This window comes from Kocuria marina (genome assembly GCA_014652975.1).
GTDB classification, from domain to species: domain Bacteria; phylum Actinomycetota; class Actinomycetes; order Actinomycetales; family Micrococcaceae; genus Kocuria; species Kocuria marina.
In genome coordinates this window covers 986121-1005019 of record BMZV01000001.1, presented here as the reverse complement: position 1 = coordinate 1005019, position 18899 = coordinate 986121, and the positions used below count along the sequence as shown (strand labels likewise).

General features: G+C 69.1%; 20 protein-coding genes and 2 pseudogenes. 16 read left to right on the top strand and 6 right to left on the bottom strand.

Annotation, left to right across the window (positions count from 1 at the left end; all coding sequences use genetic code 11):
* The first annotated feature begins 32 nt into the window (after positions 1-32).
* From IE157_RS04685 to IE157_RS04645, 9 genes are all read left to right on the top strand, one after another.
* On the top strand, positions 33-1535 hold the full coding sequence (locus IE157_RS04685) for a DNA-3-methyladenine glycosylase 2 family protein (RefSeq protein WP_064845421.1): 1503 nt from the start codon (positions 33-35) through the stop codon (positions 1533-1535).
* Positions 1532-2032 carry a methylated-DNA--[protein]-cysteine S-methyltransferase gene (locus tag IE157_RS04680; protein WP_193519238.1) on the top strand — a complete coding sequence of 167 codons (501 nt, stop codon included), beginning with the start codon at positions 1532-1534 and terminating at the stop codon, positions 2030-2032. Before IE157_RS04685 ends, IE157_RS04680 begins: the two co-directional genes overlap by 4 nt.
* Before the next feature lie 12 nt (positions 2033-2044).
* A complete protein-coding gene (locus IE157_RS04675) occupies positions 2045-2839 on the top strand; it encodes a glycosyltransferase family A protein (protein ID WP_318281315.1) in 795 nt (264 codons plus the stop codon).
* Complete coding sequence (locus tag IE157_RS04670; protein WP_241181159.1) at positions 2836-3381, top strand: hypothetical protein; 546 nt, start codon at positions 2836-2838, stop codon at positions 3379-3381. Before IE157_RS04675 ends, IE157_RS04670 begins: the two co-directional genes overlap by 4 nt.
* Positions 3382-3728: 347 nt before the next feature.
* Positions 3729-4346, top strand: a complete 618-nt coding sequence (locus IE157_RS04665; protein ID WP_082943153.1) for a class I SAM-dependent methyltransferase — start codon at positions 3729-3731, stop codon at positions 4344-4346.
* 11 nt (positions 4347-4357) lie between these two features.
* Positions 4358-5764: an MFS transporter gene (locus IE157_RS04660; RefSeq protein ID WP_318281313.1), complete on the top strand. Its 1407-nt coding sequence runs from the start codon at positions 4358-4360 to the stop codon at positions 5762-5764.
* Positions 5765-5975: 211 nt separating this feature from the next.
* Positions 5976-6644: a hypothetical protein gene (locus tag IE157_RS04655; RefSeq protein WP_193519236.1), complete on the top strand. Its 669-nt coding sequence runs from the start codon at positions 5976-5978 to the stop codon at positions 6642-6644.
* A complete protein-coding gene (locus tag IE157_RS04650) occupies positions 6641-7192 on the top strand; it encodes a GNAT family N-acetyltransferase (protein WP_193519235.1) in 552 nt (183 codons plus the stop codon). The genes IE157_RS04655 and IE157_RS04650 overlap by 4 nt, the downstream gene beginning before the upstream one ends.
* Positions 7189-7944 (top strand): class I SAM-dependent methyltransferase, encoded by a 756-nt coding sequence (locus IE157_RS04645; RefSeq protein ID WP_193519234.1) that lies wholly within the window; start codon positions 7189-7191, stop codon positions 7942-7944. Before IE157_RS04650 ends, IE157_RS04645 begins: the two co-directional genes overlap by 4 nt.
* Positions 7945-8011: 67 nt before the next feature.
* Here the strand turns inward: IE157_RS04645 and IE157_RS04640 are convergent.
* A pseudogene (locus tag IE157_RS04640) lies at positions 8012-8596 on the bottom strand (GNAT family N-acetyltransferase); the annotation flags it as partial.
* 184 nt (positions 8597-8780) lie between these two features.
* Between IE157_RS04640 and IE157_RS04635 the strand changes: the two are divergent.
* The 3 genes from IE157_RS04635 (at position 8781) to IE157_RS04625 (ending at position 12538) form a co-directional block, all read left to right on the top strand.
* Positions 8781-11000, top strand: a complete 2220-nt coding sequence (locus IE157_RS04635) for a catalase (RefSeq protein WP_193519233.1) — start codon at positions 8781-8783, stop codon at positions 10998-11000.
* 132 nt (positions 11001-11132) lie between these two features.
* The gene (locus IE157_RS04630; RefSeq protein ID WP_193519232.1) at positions 11133-12230 is read left to right on the top strand and encodes an iron-containing redox enzyme family protein; all 1098 of its coding nucleotides are present in this window, start codon (positions 11133-11135) and stop codon (positions 12228-12230) included.
* Positions 12227-12538 carry a CDGSH iron-sulfur domain-containing protein gene (locus IE157_RS04625; protein WP_307723023.1) on the top strand — a complete coding sequence of 104 codons (312 nt, stop codon included), beginning with the start codon at positions 12227-12229 and terminating at the stop codon, positions 12536-12538. The genes IE157_RS04630 and IE157_RS04625 overlap by 4 nt, the downstream gene beginning before the upstream one ends.
* Positions 12539-12611: 73 nt before the next feature.
* Here IE157_RS04625 and IE157_RS04620 read toward each other — a convergent pair whose 3' ends face one another.
* Positions 12612-12779 (bottom strand): hypothetical protein, encoded by a 168-nt coding sequence (locus IE157_RS04620; RefSeq protein ID WP_167319024.1) that lies wholly within the window; start codon positions 12777-12779, stop codon positions 12612-12614.
* Positions 12780-12999: 220 nt separating this feature from the next.
* Between IE157_RS04620 and IE157_RS04615 the strand changes: the two genes are divergently transcribed.
* Positions 13000-13917 (top strand): sulfite exporter TauE/SafE family protein, encoded by a 918-nt coding sequence (locus tag IE157_RS04615; RefSeq protein ID WP_064845434.1) that lies wholly within the window; start codon positions 13000-13002, stop codon positions 13915-13917.
* A gap of 159 nt (positions 13918-14076) precedes the next feature.
* Here the strand turns inward: IE157_RS04615 and IE157_RS04610 are convergent, their stop codons facing one another.
* Positions 14077-14499: an organic hydroperoxide resistance protein gene (locus IE157_RS04610; protein WP_035965673.1), complete on the bottom strand. Its 423-nt coding sequence runs from the start codon at positions 14497-14499 to the stop codon at positions 14077-14079.
* Positions 14500-14905: 406 nt separating this feature from the next.
* Between IE157_RS04610 and IE157_RS04605 the strand changes: the two are divergent.
* A pseudogene (locus IE157_RS04605) lies at positions 14906-15487 on the top strand (IS3 family transposase); the annotation flags it as partial.
* Positions 15488-15511: 24 nt separating this feature from the next.
* Here the strand turns inward: IE157_RS04605 and IE157_RS12825 are convergent.
* Positions 15512-15634 (bottom strand): hypothetical protein, encoded by a 123-nt coding sequence (locus tag IE157_RS12825; protein ID WP_318281312.1) that lies wholly within the window; start codon positions 15632-15634, stop codon positions 15512-15514.
* A gap of 114 nt (positions 15635-15748) precedes the next feature.
* On the opposite strand from IE157_RS12825, the gene IE157_RS04595 reads away from it, so the two are divergent.
* Positions 15749-16171, top strand: a complete 423-nt coding sequence (locus IE157_RS04595) for a helix-turn-helix domain-containing protein (RefSeq protein ID WP_231885450.1) — start codon at positions 15749-15751, stop codon at positions 16169-16171.
* Between the two features lie 169 nt (positions 16172-16340).
* The gene (locus IE157_RS04590) at positions 16341-16478 is read left to right on the top strand and encodes a hypothetical protein (RefSeq protein ID WP_156523344.1); all 138 of its coding nucleotides are present in this window, start codon (positions 16341-16343) and stop codon (positions 16476-16478) included.
* 286 nt (positions 16479-16764) lie between these two features.
* Here IE157_RS04590 and IE157_RS04585 read toward each other — a convergent pair whose 3' ends face one another.
* Together IE157_RS04585 and IE157_RS04580 are read right to left on the bottom strand one after the other, a co-directional pair.
* On the bottom strand, positions 16765-17529 hold the full coding sequence (locus IE157_RS04585) for an SDR family oxidoreductase (RefSeq protein ID WP_193519231.1): 765 nt from the start codon (positions 17527-17529) through the stop codon (positions 16765-16767).
* 31 nt (positions 17530-17560) lie between these two features.
* Positions 17561-18886 (bottom strand): cryptochrome/photolyase family protein, encoded by a 1326-nt coding sequence (locus IE157_RS04580; protein ID WP_144997665.1) that lies wholly within the window; start codon positions 18884-18886, stop codon positions 17561-17563.
* Positions 18887-18899: the final 13 nt, after the last annotated feature.

Here is an 18899-nt window from a genome sequence, read left to right as displayed (position 1 = left end):
GCCCGGCGCCCGGGCGTGGGACCGTGGGACGCATGCCCCCTCAAGACTCCTCGTTCGACGAGCGCTACCGGGCTGTCGAGTCCCGGGACGGGCGCTTCGACGGGCAGTTCGTGACCGCGGTGCGCACCACCGGGATCTACTGCCGCCCGAGCTGCCCCGCGCGCACGCCCCACCGCGAGAACGTGCGCTTCTACCGCACGAGCGCGGCCGCCCACGCCGCCGGGTACCGCGCCTGCAAACGCTGTGTCCCGGAAGCCGTGCCGGGGTCCCCGGAGTGGGATCTGCGCGGGGACGTGGTGGGGCGCGCCATGCGGCTCATCACCGAGGGGGTCGTGGACCGCGAGGGCGTGCTGGGACTCGCGCGGCGCGTGGGATATTCCACGCGCCACCTCACCCGCGTGCTGACGGAGGAACTCGGCGCCGGACCGCTCGCGCTCGCCCGCGCCCACCGGGCCCAGACGGCGCGCGCCCTACTGACGCAGACGGACCTGCCGGTCGCGGAGACCGCGTTCGCGGCGGGATTCTCGAGCATCCGACAGTGCAACGAGGTGATCCGCGAGGTGTACGACATGACCCCGCAGCAATTGCGGGCGCGCAGCATGAGCACCGGACCCTCGGGACACGGCGCGGCGAGTGAGCCGGGCGAGGTGGACCTCGCGTTGAGCTATCGCGAGCCCCTGGACGTGCGCGGGCTGTTCGTGTGGTTCGCGGTCCATGCGGTGGACGGCGTGGAGGTCGGGACCCCCACCTCCTACACCCGCGCGCTGAGCCTGCCCGGCGGCCCGGCCTGGCTGCGCGTGTACGAGCGCGCGGGGCGGTTGCGGTTGCGCACGCGGGTCACGGATCTCGCGGACCTGCCCGTGCTGATCGCCCGGGTGCGTCGACTCTTCGACCTGGACGCCGATCCGGAGGCAGTGGCCGCCGCGCTGTCCCGCGTCCCGGTGTTGCGCCCGCTGGTCGAGGCCGCCCCGGGGCTGCGGGTCGCCGGTTCCGCGGACCCGCACGAGACGTTGATCCGCACGCTCATCGGTCAGCAGATCTCCCTGGCCGCGGCCCGCACCGTGTTGGGTGCCCGCGCGCGGGACATGGGAGAACCCGCGCCCTCCTTCGCCACCGGCATCCGGTACATGTTCCCGACCGCAGCGGCCATCGCCGAGCACGGCGTCCAGTTCCTGGGCGGGCCGGCCGCGCGGGTCCAGGCGGTCCTGGGTGCTGCCCGCGCGCTCGCCTCGGGTGATTTGCAGTTGTCCCCCGGTGACGACGCCACTCAGCAACGCGCCGCGCTCCTCACCCTCCCCGGGGTGGGGCCATGGACCGCGGACCACGTGCGCATGCGGGTCACCGGGGACCCGGACGTGTTCCTGATCGACGACGGGGCCATGCGCGCCGGTGCCCGACGGCTCGGGCTCCCGGACACCAAACCCGCACTCGTGGACTGGGCAGGGGCCGCTGCCCCATGGCGCAGTTACGCCACCACCCATCTGTGGGGCCCGCTGACCCCTCCCGCATCCTTCTCGGAAAGTGTGCAGTCATGACATATGTCGTTGAGAGCATTGACACCCCTGATGGTTCCTTCACGGCAGTGGCCCGGGAGGACGGAACCGTCGTGGCCTCCGGATGGACACGCTCGACCGAGCAGCTACTCGCGCGGATCCGCCCGGCCTTCCGTCCGGAGGAAGCGCAATCCGGTGACGTGCCCGCACTGGAGGCGGTCCGCGCGTTCTACGACGGCAACCTCGACTCCGTCATGACCGTGCCCGTGGACCTGCACGGCACCGAGGGCCAGCAGGCCGGGTGGGCCGCGCTGCGCCGCATCCGCCCCGGGTCCCCCCTGACCTACACCGAGTTCGCGCGGGAGCTCGGCAATCCCCGGGCCGTTCGGGCGGCGGCGTCGGTGTGCGCCTGCAATCCCGTGGCGCTGTTCGTCCCGTGCCACCGGGTGCTGCGTTCGGACGGTTCCATGGGTGGGTTCGCGTGGGGCGAGGCGATCAAGCGTGATCTGCTGCGGCGGGAGGCACGCTCCGCGGCATGACAGACTGGACGGGTGGAACGGGAGAACACCGAGCAACGCATGACCTGCAGCGTGGTCATCCCCGTTCGTAACGACTCTTCCTACCTGGAGCGCTGCCTCCGGGCCCTGCGTGAGCAGACCCGCACCCCGGACGAGATCGTCGTGGTGGACAACGGTTCCACCGATGATCTTTCGACAGTCCTGGACCGCCACCCCGAAGTACACCGGGTGTGGGAACCCGTCCCCGGAGTGGCCGTCTCCGCGGCCGCGGGCTACGACGCCGCCCGCGGGGACCTCATCCTGCGCTGTGACGCGGACAGCCTCCCCTCCCCCGGCTGGGTCGAGCGACACACCGCGGTGCTGTCACGGGCCCTGCGGGATCCGCAGGGGAAGGCCACCGTGGCGGTGTCCGGGATCGCGCGGTTCGGGCCGCGGTACGAGTTGGCCGGACGCATCCTGGGCGCGGCATACATCACGGCCTACCGCCTGGTGGCCGGCACGGCGCTGGGCCACTGGGCCTTATGGGGGTCCAACATGGCCTTCACCCGGGCGTGGTGGCAGCATGTCCGGGAAGAGGTGCACCGGGATCCACGGGTGCACGACGATTTCGACCTCAGCTTCCGCGTCCGTCGCGATCAGCGCGTGATCATGGACCCGGGCAATGTCGCGATCGTGTCCTGGCGGGCCTTGGTCTCCCCCGCTCGGATCCGCCGGCAGCTGCGCATGGCCATGGCCACCGTGTTCCTCAACTGGCGCAGTGAACGACCGTGGGTGCGTATCCGGCGACGCGTTCTCTCCGGCCCCCTGGGGCGTGGGGGCAGCCGATGACGTCCGAGCAGACGCACAGCGTGGGCGGCGTGGTCGCATCGGCCATGTGCTTCACGGCGATCATCGGGGCGGGTTACTACGCATTGGACGGGCGCCGGGTGGACATGGCCGTCCTACTGCTCGCGGGACTCGGACAGGTGATCGCGTTTCTGTGGTTCCGCACCCAGTACGCGCGGGCCGTGTGCTCGCTCATCATGCTCACCGCCGCCATGAGCGCGGCCGAACAGCTCTACAGCAGGATCTGGTGGTGGGACATCCTCATCCACTTCGTGACGCTGTACGCCCTGGTGTGGATGGCATGGAATCGCGTTCTGACCCACCACTCCCGGGTGCGGGGCCGGGTGCGCGATCGTCCCGCGATGCGGTTCACGTGGTGCGCGGTGGCCGGCTTCGTGATCGCCGTGGTGTGGGAGGTCATGGAACTGTTGGGGTTCCTGTTCGCGACACCGGACATCCACATCCCACCCCTGGACACGCTGGGGGACATCGTCATGGGGGTGCTGGGGGCTGCCTGCGTGGGCTTCCACAGGGAACCGCACTGAGCGTCGTCGTCCCCGGCGGGCCGCGAACGGTCGCGTGCGGTGAGTCCCGACCCCCCAAGTGCCGGGACTCATCGCACGCTTGCGGCGTCGGCGAACAGTATGGAGCCCCGCTGGGGAGCGGGACGTTCGATCCGGACGCGCGGTCACCGGCCGTGTGCTGGACCAAGGCGGGGGCCGGGGTGCAGTGCTCGGGCGACCGGGCTCAATCATAGTTGTTCACATTTTAGTTGTCCACAATTAGATGGAGACACCAGTTGCCCTTCGCGGTCGCGGCGCGGTACCGGGCCGGTCACGCCCAGCGCGGACGACGTGGCGCGGTACCGGGCCGCGGTGGAATTCTGGGACGCATGACCCACGAACACGCTCCCCACCGCACGCCCGAGACCGCTGCCGGCTGGGACGAGCGCTACGGCGCTACGCGCATCTGGAGCGGGGAGCCCAACGGCGCCCTGATGGCGCTCACGTCGGACCTCGCTCCCGGCACGGCGCTGGACGTGGGTTGTGGTGAGGGCGCCGACGCCGTGTGGCTGGCCCGACGTGGCTGGACGGTGACGGGGCTGGACGTCTCACGCGTCGCCGTCGACCGCGCTCGGGCCGCGGCAGAAGCCGCGGGGGTCGAGATCACGTGGCTCGTTGAAGGGTTCGGCGAGCGCCCCCTCGGCCCGTTCGACCTGGTGTCCGCCCAATACCCCGCGGTGCCTAAGCGGGGCGACGACGCAGCGGTGCGCGCGTTCGCGGACGCCGTGACACCGGGCGGGCGGCTGGTGTTCGTGCATCACGAGCTGGATGAGACACCTCACGGTTTCGACCCCGCCGACTACGTGATGCCCGAGGACGTGGTGACGTATCTGACCGGGCAGGGATGGCAGATCGAGACGAACGAGATCCGCGAGCGACACCTGGAACGCGGTGCCGGGTCCGGCCACTCGTGGGACCGGATGGTCGTGGCGCGGCGGGGCGCGTGAACACCTCCGGCGTGAATCGCGCCTCGGTGGGGCTGCGCTCGCAGCGTGGTCCCGTCCTGCTGGCCGTAATGCTCTCCACGGCTCTGGTGGCCCTGGACGCCACGATCCTGGCGACCGCGGTGCCGAGCATCGTGGGTTCCCTGGGTAACTTCGCCCAGTTCCCGTGGCTGTTCTCGAGCTACATGTTGGCGCAGGCGGTGAGTGTGCCGATCTTCTCCAAGCTCTCGGACATGTACGGGCGCAAACCCGTGATCCTCACCGGCGTGGGGTTGTTCCTGGTCTCCTCCGTGCTCGCGGGATGCGCGTGGAGCATGCCGTCGCTCATCGTCTTCCGGGTGATCCAGGGATTGGGTGCGGGAGCCGTGGCGCCCATGGGCATGACGATCGTGGGGGACATCTACACCGTGGCCGAGCGCGCCGCCGTGCAGGGGTACGTGGCCGGGGTGTGGGCGGTCTCTTCGGTCGTGGGGCCCACATTGGGTGGGCTTCTGTCCCAGTTCTTGAGTTGGCGGTGGGTCTTCTTCGTCAACATCCCGGTGGCCCTCGTGGCGGGGTGGCTGTTGCTGCGCAGCTATCACGAGAAGATCGAGCGCGAGGAGCACCGGGTGGACTTCACCGGTGCCGCGGTGCTCGCGATCGCCCTGTCCGCCCTCATCCTCGGCGCGCTGGAGGGCGGCAACGCGTGGGAGTGGCTTTCGGTGCCCACCCTGGTGTGCGGCGTCGTCGGCGTCGCGGGGCTGGCGATCTTCGTGGCCGTCGAGCGTCGCGCGAGCGAACCGATCATCGACCTCGCGCTGGTACGACGCCGCGTGGTCGCAAGCACCACCCTGGTCTCCCTGGGGATCGGCGCGCTGCTGGTGGGGATGACGAGCTACGTCCCCACCTATTTGGAGCGCACGGCCGGGGCCACACCGATCGCGGCGGGAGCGGCCGTGGCCGCCGTGAGCATCGGCTGGCCCGTGGCTGCGTCCACGGCGGGGCGGATCTACCTGCGGTGGGGCTTCCGGCGCACCGTGTTTCTGGGCGGTGCGATCGCGACCGTGGGAGCGGCCCTGACCGCCGCACTGTCGCCGTGGCCGAGCGTGATCGGTATGGCTGTGTGCGCGTTTATCATCGGGCTGGGGCTCGGTTACACCGCGGCGCCGTCGCTGATCATGGCCCAGTCCTCGGTGGAGTGGAACCAGCGCGGGTCGGTGACGGGTCTCAACATGTTCGCGCGCTCCGCCGGCTCAGCCGTGGGGGTGGCGATCTACGGCGCCATCGCCACCAACCTCATCCGTGCCGGTGGCGGTGAGGGCGATCCCGCCACCGTGATCCACGCCTCCGGATGGGTCTTTGTGGCGGCGGCGGTCACCGCCGTACTCATGGCCGCCGCGACACTCGCCGTCCCGCGGGACGAGCCGGACTCGGTGAAGTGAGCCGCGGGTACCGGCGGGTCGGTGGGGCGTCCACACGGGTCCCGGTACGCCGTCGCCGCCGGGGTTCGCACGACGTCGGCACCCCGGGACCCACGGTGGCCTCGGCGCTCGGGGGTGCGACGTCGCCCCCGGGTTTGTCACGCAGCAGCGACGTACCCGGTCCGTATGCCAACTTCTCCCCCACCACCCCTCCCTCCCCTACCCTGGCCCCATGACCTCCTCCATCCGTCACCGCTTCACCGGCCACATCGCCGGGGTCGGCACGTCCTCCGGCACGCGGCTGGTGCTGGGGTGCTGGTCCCACACGCCGCAGGGCCCGTTCGCGGACGTCATGGTCGCCCACCCGGACGGACGCCGCGAACTGCTGGCACCCAACGACTGGGTCGCGCATTTCGTGTCCGACACCTACACCTTCGACACCGTCACCCGCGTCCCCGTGAACGTGCAGCGCACGGGCTTCTCCCGCGCCTCCCGGTGGACGGTCACCGCGGGGCCGCTTACATGGCACTTCAGCGTGGGGCCGCGAGCGCCCCTGGGGTACCTGCTGCAGACGGTCCCCCGACCGATCAGCACTTCTCTGACCTTCGCCCGGCTCACCGATCAGGTGGCCCACCGCGTGATGCCCGGCGTGCGCACCCTCGGTACGGCCGGCAACGACCGCACCGAGTGGTACGCCGCCTACGACCTCCACACCATCACCCACTCCCGCGCCACCTGGGACGACCAGGACCTGGGCCGCCTCACGGACATGACCCCGGCTCCGGACTTCGGTTTCAGCTCCACCCCGCGCCGGCCCAGCCTCACCGCCCTGACCAGCACCGTCCGGGTGCCCGACGTCGCTGCGGTCACCTTCCCTGCGCGGACCCCGGAACTCGGGTGAGCGCCGTCGCCGAACCGGCAGAACTGCGTGGACTGAGACCGGAGGACGCGCCGGCGCTACAAGCGCTGCTCGAGGCGACCCCCGATTACACCCGCCGGATCAGTGGACACGCGCCCCTCCCCGGCGACGCCGCCGAGATCCTTTCCGCGCGCCCGCCCGGCCTCGCACGCGAACAGAAGTACGACGTCGGGCTGTTCCGCGGGCCTGCTCTGGCAGCCATGGCCGACGTCATCCGCAATTTCCCCGAGGAGCATCACGCTCACATCGGTCTGCTTCTCGTGCGGCAGGACCACCAGGGAGAGGGCCTGGGGCGGGCGATGCATGATGCCGTCACGAACCTCGTGAGCGGCTGGCCCGAGGTGACCACCCTGCGCCTGGGGATCGTGGAGACCAACGCGGCGAGCGCCGTCGGCTTCTGGAAGGCTCTGGGGTACGAGCCCACGGGCGAGACCGCGCCGTACGAGAACGACGAGGTGCGCAGCCGTGTGACCTTGTGGGAACGACCGGTACACCCGACCCCGCCATCCCATGAGAGGACCGCCACATGACCCGGAACTGGTTCGAGCAGGGCGGAGGGAACTATGCCGCGCACCGCCCCGATTACCCCGCGGAGCTGGGCGCGGAACTGGCACGGATCGCCCCGCGGCGGGGCACCGCGGTGGACGTGGGCTGTGGGACAGGCCAGCTCACGGGCTTGCTGGCCGAACACTTCACGCACGTGATCGGCGTGGACCCCGGTGAGGATCAACTCGCTCATGCCGCCCCCGCACGCGGCGTCGACTACGCGCACGGGACGGCGGAGGACCTGCCCGTGGCCGACGGCCGCGCCGATCTCGTGACCGCGGCCCAGGCCGCACACTGGTTCGACCTGCCGGCCTTCTACACGCAGGCACGCCGCATCGCGGCCCCCGGCGCCGTCCTCGCACTCATCAGCTACGGCGTGGTGGAGGTGGAGCCGGGCCTGCGGGAACGTTTCGAGCGGTTCTACTGGCGCGAGATCGGTCCGTTCTGGCCGCCCGAGCGCCGCCTCGTGGAGACCGGGTACCGGGACATCGACTTCCCCTTCCCGCAGGTCCCGGTGGCCGCGCTGTCCATCCGGCGATCCTGGCCGCTCGATGCCTTCCTGGGCTACCTGGGCACGTGGTCCGCGGTGCGCAACGCCGCGGAGTCCGGGCACGACGACGTTCTGCGCCATTACGCCGCCGACCTCACCGAGGCGTGGGGCGAACCGTCCCGGCCGCGCGACGTCGTCTGGCCCATCACCGTGCGGGCGGGCAGGCTGGACGGGGAGTCCCGATAGGTGCCGCCCGTGCGCTTGGACCGGGTCTCCCGCAGCACCACGTTGTGCCGGCGCACCTGCTCCTCACCCGTCGCGCGACCCGCGCCTCGAGTCCCGCCTTCACCGAGGGCCACTCGTGCTCGAGCACCGAGTACACCACGGTGTCCCGCAGCGCGCCGTTGCGCTCCAACCGGTCCGCGCGCAGCACACCGTCCAGCCGAGCACCGAGGCGCTCGATCGCTGCCCGGGACTGCTGATTGGCCCAGCTCGTCTCATAACGCACGCACCGGCACCCGAGCTCCTCGAACGCGTGGGTCATGAGCAGCAGCTTGGACTCCGCATTCGTCCCCGTCCGGTGGGTGGACGCCCGGTTCCACGTGTGGCCCACGCTCACGCGCGGCACACCCCACTGCGGGTCGTAGAACGTGGTCATCCCGAGCACGACGTCGTCGGCCTGCCGCACGGTCACGAAGGGCAGCATGAATCCCTCGTCCTGCCACGTGAGCCACTTTTCCACGGCCGCGGCCATGCCGTCCGGGTCCGCCACGCTCGTGTACCAGCGCTCCCACATGCGCCCGTCCTCGGTGGCCTCGATCAGCCCGTCCAGGTGCTCGCGGCTGAGGGGTTCCAGGCGGACCAGCTGCCCGCGCAATGTCACCGGTGTCCACGTCATGGGATCACTGTCTCACGACGACGCCGCGCGGCCCGCGCGCGCAGCCCCTGACGGGTTCACAAACCCGCAGGACGGCGACTGCCTCCCTACAGGTGTATGCCCACCCCCAAGGGTGCTGACAGTATGGGAGAACCACGTCGCACTCCATGACCGCGGCGTGCGTTAGCTTCGTAGGAGGATCGTCATGTCCGCACGCGATAACAACGCCCCCCAGGTCCCGGGAGTTCCCGGGACCGGTGAGCCGACCATCGAGGAGCCCACCGCTCCCCGTCAGCCGCTTCCGCCCAAGCCCGATCAGGGTGCCCCCGAGCGGGTCACGCCCACGGGTGCGCCCACCGATGCCCCGATGTCCGCGATGGCCCAGCAGGGTGAGTACCTCACCACCGCGCACGGCGTGCGCCTAACGAACTCCGACCAGTCCCTCAAGGCCGGGGCCCGCGGTCCCGTGCTGCTGCAGGACCACCACTTCCGGGAGAAGATCTCCCACTTCGACCACGAGCGCATCCCGGAGCGCGTGGTGCACGCCCGCGGCGCGGGTGCCCACGGCACGTTCCGCGGCTACGGCTCGGCCACCAAGCTCAGCCGCGCGGGCCTGTTTGCCAAGGACAAGGAAACCTCGGTGTTCGTGCGGTTCTCCACCGTGCTGGGCTCCCGCGGTTCGGGTGATCTGGCCCGTGACACCCGCGGTTTCGCCGTTAAGTTCTACACGGACGAGGGCACCTGGGACCTCGTGGGCAACAACATGCCGGTGTTCTTCATCCAGGACGCCATCAAGTTCCCGGACGTCATCCACGCCGGTAAGCCCCACCCGGATCGCGAGATCCCCCAGGCCCAGTCCGCCCACGACACGTTCTGGGACTTCGTGTCCCTGCACACCGAGGCCCAGCACCACACCATCTGGAACATGTCCGACCGCGGCATCCCGCGCTCGTTCCGCATGATGGAGGGCTTCGGCGTCCACACGTTCCGTCTGGTGGCCGAGGACGGCTCCACCGTGCTGGTCAAGTTCCACTGGAAGCCGCGCCTGGGCGTGCACTCCGTGGCGTGGGAAGAGGCCCAGCTGATCAACGGTGCGGACCCGGACTTCCACCGCCGGGACCTCGCGGACGCCATCGAGGCCGGCGCGTACCCGCAATGGGAACTGGGCGTCCAGGTGTTCGAGGACACCGAGGACCAAATGTTCCAGGGCATCGACTTGCTGGACCCCACCAAGATCGTCCCGGAGGAACTCGTCCCCGTGGAGCCCGTGGGTCTGATGACCCTGGACCGCAACCCCTCCAACTACTTCGCGGAGACGGAGCAGGTGGCGTTCAACCCCAACAACCTGGTCCCGGGCATCGACGTGACCAACGACCCCTTGCTGCAGGGGCGTCTGTTCTCCTACCTGGACACCCAGATCACCCGCCTGGGCGGGCCCAACTGGAACCAGCTGCCCATCAACCGCCCGCACGCGGCGGTCAACGACATGCTGCGTGACGGTTTCCACCAGAGTGCGGTGCACTCGGGTGTGGCCCCCTACCGGCCCAACTCGCTGGACGGCGGCAACCCGGCGGAGACTCCCGAGGACGAGCACGCGTTCATCGACTACCCGGCCCCGGTCCCCGCGTCCGTCAAGGAGCGCGTGCGGCCCCAGTCCTTTGAGGACCACTTCAGCCAGCCACGCCTGTTCTGGCTCTCGCTGAGCGAGGTGGAGCGCGAGCACACCGCCCAGGCCTACGCGTTCGAGCTCGGCAAGTGCTGGGACGAGAACATCCGCACCCGTCAGCTGCGCCACCTGTTCGCGATCGACCCCGCGCTGGGCAAGACCGTGGCCCAGGCGCTGGGGCTGCCCGAGCAGGAGCCCACCGAGGCTCCCGCCCAGGACGTCCAGGCCTCCCCGGCCCTCACCCAGGTGGGCGAGACGTGGCCCGTCGAAGGCCGCCAGGTGGGCATTCTCGTGGGTCCGGACACGGACGCCGACCAGCTCGCCACGCTCGTCTCCGAGATCGACGGCGCGGACATGGTCCCGCTCGTCATCGCACCCCAGGGCGGTGAGGTGGCCCCGGGCATCGTGGCGCACCGCACCCTGCTCACGGCACGGTCCATCGAGTTCGACGCCGTGGTGGTCGCCACCGCCGGCGCTCCTGTGAACCCCGTGGCCGGCGGCCTGGACGCGAAGGCCGGTGCACCCAGCCCGGGTGACATCGACCCCCGCGTGAGCCTGCTGCTCAACGAGATGTGGCGCCACGCCAAGGCGATCGCCGCGTTCGGCCCCGGCACGGACGTGCTGGACGCCCTGCAGATCGCCCAGACGCCCGGCGTCGTGAGCGCGGACTCCGCCAAGGACGTGCTGAGCACCGTGGTGGAACTGCTCGGCAGCCACCGGGTCTGGGAACGTTTCCCGACCACGGGTATGTTGGCCTAATGAATAGGAAGTAGTCGTACTATTTCCGCCGATTGCCCGCGGACCGCTTCACCGCGGTCCGCGGGCAATCCCCGTCTTCAGAGACACCCCACCCGCGCCGAGCACCCACCTTTCCGAGCGGAGAACACCATCATGACGACCGTCCCTACCCGAACCGTGGCCCCGACCGCTCGCGGACCCGTGAGCACGGCCCTCCTGGAGATCCTGACCGGCCCGAAGGAGACCCCGGCGAGCGGGTACGCGGCGCTGTCCGAAGCGACGGCCACCGCGGTTAACGCGTCGCAGGACGTCCTCGCGGACGAGGACCTGCAGCTGTCCCTGTTCCTGCTCTACCTGTTGCACTACGGGCCCGCGGAATTCGTGACCGCGGACCGCGAGTGGGATCCCGAGCTGCTGCGCGTGCGCACAGTGCTCGAGGCCGGTTTCGAGGCCGAGCTGCGCCGTCGCGTGCCCCTCCCCGATCCCCTGCCCGGCGACTCCGCGCAACTCGTGGACACGATGTTCGCGATGACCGGCGGGGACGCCAAGCCCACCCTGGCCACGTGGCTCGCCCGGCACCCGAGCGAGGAGATCCTGAGCGAGTTCCTGGTCCACCGCTCCATCTACACGCTGCGCGAGGCGGACCCCCACTCGTGGGGCATCGCCCGGTTGCGGGGCCGCGCGAAGGCGGCGCTCGTGGAGATCCAGTCGGACGAGTACGGCGGGGGCCGTCCCGAGCGCGTGCACGCCACGATCTTCGCGCAGACCATGCGAGGTTTCGGCCTGGACGACACCCTGGACCACTACCTGGACCTCGTGCCCGCCCCCACGCTCGCGTCCATGAACCTCATGAGCCTGTTCGGACTGCACCGCCGGTTGCGCGGGGCCATCGCGGGTCACCTCGCGGCGTTCGAGATGACGTCCTCGATCCCCAACAAGTACTACGGCCGAGCGTTCCGCAAGCTCGGTTACGACGCGGACGTCACCTGGTACTACGACGAGCACGTGGAGGCCGACGCCGTTCACGAACAGATCGCCGCGCGTGACCTCGCCGGGGCGCTCGCCCAGGACGAGCCCGAGCTGCTCGAGGACGTCCTGTTCGGCGCGGCCGCGTGCCTGTACGTGGACGGGCTCATGGGTGATCACATGCTCGAGTGCTGGTCGGACGGGCGGACCTCCCTGCGCGGGAGCATGCCGGGACTGCAGACCGTGGGTTCCGAGGCCCCGGTCGCCGAGCGGGTGGCCCTGTGAGCGAGCAGGATCCACGCACCACGGACGACGGGAGCCCCGTCCTCTCGGTGGCGCACGACGCCGAGGATCCCGTGGTGATCACCCCGTGCCCGGACGGGCCGCTCTTGGTGCGCGGTGACGTGCTGATCGCCCCGGAACCGGGGGCCGAGCCGCAGAAGCCGCCGCGGCGCGTAGTCGCCCTGTGCCGGTGCAACATGTCGTCGATCGCGCCGTTCTGCGACGGTTCGCATAAGCTCGCGAACTTCCGCACCCGCCCGCCGCGGTACAACATCGGCAACCCCCGCGAGGATCCCGGCGAGGAGGACTGAGCCGGACATCGGAGACCTGAATACGCGATCGGCCCGTGGCATGTGCCACGGGCCGATCGCGTAGTGGTTCAGGTCAGTTCTCGGTGGCGGGCTCGTCGCCCTTGTTGTCCGTCATGGCGCCCACGCCCTCGTCGGCGGGTTCGGCGTCCGTCTGGGTCTCCTGACCTAGGGCCGCACTCTCTTCCTGGGGGCTCATCTTGATGGATTCCTCGCCCGCGTTGGCGGGATTTTTCTCTGCCACGTGCTGTCCTTTCGTTGGACGTCTCGGTCGGCGGAATCGCTGACCCTCCCATCCTCGTCAGCGTACTGACGATTGACAAGGGAAGACGTCCCCCGGCCGATGTCAAGCGGATGTCATCGCACTACACGTTGTGACGCACGGCGCAACATTCCTTGGGTGAGCGCCCGCCCGGTTCCTAGGCTAAGTGACCTCACCCCTTCCACTGCACAGGAGTCGCACCGTGCGTACATTGATCTTGCTCGCCCTGGTGGGTTTCGGGGCGCAACTCGTGGACGGTTCGCTCGGTATGGCCTACGGCGTGACCTCATCCACCCTGCTGTTGGCCGTGGGCCTGACCCCCGCCTCGGTGTCCGCGACAGTGCACCTCGCGGAGGTGGGCACCACCCTGGCCTCCGGGCTCTCGCACTGGCGCTTCGGCAACATCGATTGGCGCGTCGTAGGCTTCATGGCGGTTCCCGGCGGGATCGCCGCGTTCGCGGGCGCCCATCTGCTGACCCTCTCCGGGGAGGCCGCCGCACCGGTGATGTCCGTGATCCTGTTGCTGCTGGGCTGCTACGTGGTGTGGCGGTTCTTGCGGCTCGGCGGGCGGCGCCCGAACTTCACGGGCAAGGTGCGCGGATTCTTCCTGATCCCCCTGGCCACGGTCGCGGGCTTCATGGACGCGATCGGCGGCGGTGGGTGGGGCCCCGTGGGCACCCCCACCCTGCTGGCCTCCGGCAAGATCGCCCCGCGCAAGGTCATCGGATCCATCGACACGTCCGAGTTCGTGGTCAGTCTGGGTGCCTCCATCGGGTTCCTGATGGCACTCGGCAGCCAGGGCATCGACTTCGGCATGGTCCTGGCTCTACTGATCGGCGGTGTGGTGGCCGCGCCGATCGCCGCGTGGCTCGTGCGTTGGCTCGCCCCGCGCATCCTCGCCGTCGGCGCCGGCGGACTCATCATCTTCACGAACACGCGTACCCTGTTGCGCCTGGACGCCGTGCAGGCGCGCCTCCCCGGCGACGCCGCGTACTACGCGATCCTCGGCGCGCTCGCCCTGCTGTGGATCGTCGCGGTCGTCTGGGTCGTGCGCCGCGAACTCGCCGACCGCCGCTCCGCGACCCTGCGCACCGAGGTGCGCGTCCCCGAGAGCGTCTGAGGGCGACGTCGCGCCGAGGGGACGTGACATCCCCCTCGGCGCCGTGGGGCTCGTGGCCCCCGCCCGTGCGTCACGGCACGGCCCCGTCAGGGCCTCAGTGGGCCGCAGAACGCCGGGGACGTGCCGTGCGCTCTCATCGGGCGCGGTGCGACGCGCTCGTCAATCCTCCACGACGGTCACGGTGACCTCGATGTTGCCGCGCGTGGCGTTGGAATAGGGGCAGACCTGGTGCGCGGCGTCCGCGAGTTCCTGGGCCGCGTCGTGCTCGAGTTCGGGGATGATCACTTCCAACTGCACGGCCAGGGTGAACCCGCCTGCGCCGTTGTCGCCGATCTGCACGCGGGCCCCCACGGCGGAATCACCGAGCGAGACCTTCTGCTGGCGGGCGACCATCTGCAAGGCGGAGTGGAAGCAGGCCGCGTACCCGGCGGCGAAAAGCTGCTCGGGATTGGCGCCGTTCCCGGATCCCCCCATCTCCTTCGGCACGGCCAGGTCGAACTGCAGCGACCCGTCCTTGGTGGCGACGCTGCCGTTGCGGCCCGCGCCCTGGGCAAGCGCTTCCGCGGTGTACATAGCCTTCATGATGATTCCTCGTCCTTTCCGTGGCCGGTGAGCCCCGGCCCTGAACGCCGGGTGGTACGACCGCAATCGATGGTAGGTCGCGGTATTTAGATTGTCCACAATCTAGACGTTCACTTTTCATGCGGGACGGGCCGGTGAGGGCCACCCGGAATCCCCCGTTACCTTTTTCGTGGCGCCTGAGTTCGGGAGGATGAGGGCGTAGGTAGCCAGCCGGTCCCGGCATGATTGTTGCCCCCCCAGTCGACCATGATCCGGGGGGTGTAGTCACCGGGACCGGTCCTGGTTCACACGGACCGCTGAAGCGCCCTGGGTTTGGTTCCGAGATTCCTGAAGAAGGCCTCGGCTTTTTTCGCAGCGGAGCTCGACCGCCCCACGACGAGATGATCCGATTCATGGACATGAACACTCCGCCAAGGGTGAGGATCACCGCCCGGACCTGGTGAAACGTGACTTCACTGCCGCCCCGCACCAGCTGTGGGTCTCAGACATCACCTACGTGCGCCTCATGTCGGGATTCTGCTACGTCGCATTCATTACTGATGTCTGTACCCGTAAGATCATCGGCTGGGCCGTGGCTTCAACACTGCACACTGACCGGCTGCCACTGCTGGCTCTAGAACACGCGCTCTTGACGAGCGGAGCCCGTCGGACGTCTTCTGGGCTGACGCATCATTCGGACCGAGGGGTTCAATACGTATCTTTGGCCTACACGGATGCCTTGGTCGCCGCGGGTGTGACCGCTTCGGTCGGCACAGTCGGGGATTCCTATGACAATGCTCTGGCGGAGTCAATCAATAGTCTGTACAAGACGGAGATCATCTAATCCAGGGGCGTGTGGGACTCGGCAACGGCGGTGGAGATCGCAATACTGGAGTGGGTCCACTGGTGGAACACCGCTCGACTTCACGAGTCCCTGGCCTACCGGACCCCGGCCCAGGTCGAAGCTGCTTGCACCGAGATCGAGGCGACCGCACCCGTGGTGCCCTAACCTCGGAACGTAACCCAAGGCGCTTCAGTTCTCGCAGGGGAAGATCTCCCACCACAAGATCCCGCGCCATGTGCACGTGGTGGAGGAGTTGCCCATGACCGTCACGGGCAAGGTCCGCAAGATGGAGATGCGCGAGGAGGCGCTCAAGCTGCTGGATCTGGAGCGCAGAACCCACAGGCCATGCCACGTATATGTGAATGAGTGTCACGGTATAACTAAATACTTACGAACACGGCGCGAAGGGAGACGCCAATGACCACCATGACTGAGCGGATCACGATCTCGGCCCAGACCGTGCGCGCGGCGCAGGCCCCCGCGCGTCAGGGTTCAACCTTGGTTCTGCGCGATGCAAACGGCGGGGAGGTGGAACTCCCGGACGAGGTCCAGAGGACACTCCTCCATGCACTCACGGCCATTGCCGAGCACGGTTCGGTCAGCATTGCTCAAATGACCGACGAGCTGACAAGTACGGTGGCCGCGGACATCCTGGGGGTCTCACGCCCCACCCTTCTCCGTTGGACCCGCGAGGAGCTGATTGAATCCTTCAAGGTCGGATCACATACGCGGTTCCGTCGTTCCGATGTCCTCCGATTGCGGGAACAGCGGGAAACGGAACGTCGCGAAGCCTTCGAGAAACTGCGGGCACTCGACGCGGAAGACGATGTCGAGCTTTTCGAGGACTGAGATCATGCGTTCGTGAGCGACACGTGGGGCACCCCTGTTTTCAACCGGGGTGCCCCACGTGATGTCACGAGATTTGGACCATGACGCAAAGAGTTTTCGTCGATGCCAACGTCCTCTTCAGCTAGACCCTGATGGATTGGCTCTTCTTGTTGCGCCTTAAAACCCCGCAATGTTCCAGGTCCACAGCACGGAGGACGTCTTCGCGGAGGTCATCGCGAACACGCGCAAGAAATGCCCTACAGCTCCGGGACATAGAACCGCCCAGCGGGCGCAGCTGATACGCAAGAACATGGATGAGGTCCTGTAGGGCTTCCCGTCTGATCTCGACTTCACCAGTACGGATGGCCACGATTACCACGTCTCCGCAGGGGCCGTTTTCGGAGGCGCAGACATCATCTTCACGCCCGACACCTACGTGCGGCCCGGGGAGCCGGTGACCTACGAGGGCACGCAGGCGCTGCGCCGCTTCTTCGGGATCGAAGGCGACTGACCTCCAGCACACTAGAGACCCCCGCACCATGCTCTGACGACGGCGAGATAGCGGTCCTCGCGACATCGATCCGTCACACGACGGGCCGCTGCGGTGCCGCCTCTCAGTGCTCCGTCCGCAACCACTCGTCGAAGCGCTGCGAGGTGACGAACGCGTCCTGTGGGATCAGGCCACCGTGGGCGATCGCCCGGCCGAGCAGCGGCGCTTCCTTCAGCACACTGGGCGTGCGGCCCGCGAGGTCACCGCCGGCCGCGAGGATGCGGCGCGCGAAGTTCGCCATGGTGTCCACCTCCGGGCCGCGCGCCGCGAGGATCTCGTGACGTGCCTCGCGATGGGTGGTGGCGACCTCGGTGACGAACCGTGCGACCTCCTCGCGCCGCGCGGGCGCCATGAGAAGGGTGGGCATCAGGGCCACCGGGCCGCGGGCGACCAGGCCGGTGGTTGCGGGAATGAAATCGAACCACTGGGTCGAGCGCACCGTGGTGGAGGGGATCCCCGCCTGCTGGTACACGCTTTCCTGCGCGGCCTTGCCCTTGTAGTAGCCGAAACCGCCGTTGACCCGCGGATCCACGGCACCCGCGATGGACAGGCACACGACTCGGCCCACGCCCTGCTCGCGCGCCGCCTTAACGGTCTGGGACGCGGCCCGCGTGAAGAACGGGACGGACTTGCGGGCACCGAACGTATTGATGTGCAAAGCGTCCACGACCACGTCCACACTCGCCAAGGCTTGCAACAACCCCCGACCGGCCACGACGTCCACCCCCGTGCGGCGGCTCGCCCGCACCACGATGTGGCCGTCGGCCTCGAGGAAGTCGGCGACGTCGGACCCAAAACTCCCGCTGGCACCCAGCACGGCGATCTTCATGGGGCCAGCGTAGGCGTAGAGCGTGCGAGGTTCACAGGGTCTTGAACAGCTCCAGGGCGTGGGCGCGGGAAGCCTTGAGGTCCACGATGGATTCCACGCCCTCCTGCCGCCCGTTCCAGCGGTCCACGTACACGAAGTCCGGGTCGAACTTCTTCTGCTGGGTCTCGGGGTTGAAGATCCGGAAGTAGGGCGCGGCGTCGGTCCCGGAACCGGCCACCCACTGCCAGTTGTGAGGGTTCGAGGCGGGGTCCGCGTCCACGAGGGTGTCCCAGAACCACTGCTCCCCCAGCCGCCAGTCGATCAGCAGGTTCTTGGCCAATAGAGACGCGGTCACCATGCGCACCCGGTTCTGCATGGTCCCGGTCTCCCATAGTTCGTGCATGCCCGCGTCCACCAGGGGGATCCCCGTGCGCCCGCGCTGCCACGCGGCGAGCGCGTCGTCGTCCAGCGGAGGCCATGGGAAGCGCTCGAATTTGGGGTTGATGGGGCGGGTGGCCATGTCCGGGTGAATGTAGAGGTTGTACCAGGCGTACTCCCGCCATCCCAGTTCGGTGAGGAACTTCCCCGGGTTCTCCGCGCCGGACAGCGCCCTGTACCACACGGTGTGCGGGCTGATCTCCCCCCAGCGCAGGTGCGGAGACAGGCCCGACGTCGCCGGTTTTGCCGGGACGTCCCGGTCCTGCGTATAGGTGGGCAGGCGCTCGTCGAGGAAGTCGTCGAGGCGATCGTGGGCCGCGCGCTCGCCCACGGTCCACGTGCGGGCCAGCCCTGCCGACCAGTCCGGCGCGGTAGGTAGGAGCCCCCAGTCCTCGAGGGCGTCGGAGGCAGGGGTGAGCTCGGCGGGCACCACGGACGACGGCGCCGGATACGGTTCACGCGGCGGCGGCCCGCTCGTGCACGCGCGCCAGAACGGGGTGAACACCCGGTAGGGGTCACCGGCCTGCGTGGTGATGGCCCACGGTTCGAACATCAGGTTCCCGGCGTAGGAGTGCGCCTCCACCCCGTTCTCCCCGGCCCAGTCCTTGAGCCCGGCGTCCACCGCGCGCTCGGGCCCGCCGTAGCGCCGGTTCCACAGCACACGGTCCGCACCGGTTTCGCGGACGACGTCGCGCACGACCTCCCCCGCCGCCCCTCGCCGCAGTGTCAGGGGCGTCCCCAGGGCGGCGAGATCCGCCGCCAGCGACGTGAGGGAGTGATGCAGCCACCACTTCGCTGCACCCCCGAGGGGCCGGATGCCCGGGGATTCCTCGTCCAGCACGTAGAGGCACACCACAGGCTCACCGTGGGACACCGCCTCGTGCAGGGCGGGGTGGTCGGTGACCCGCAGGTCGTCGCGGAACAGCACCACGGTGGTCATGCGAACTCCTCGA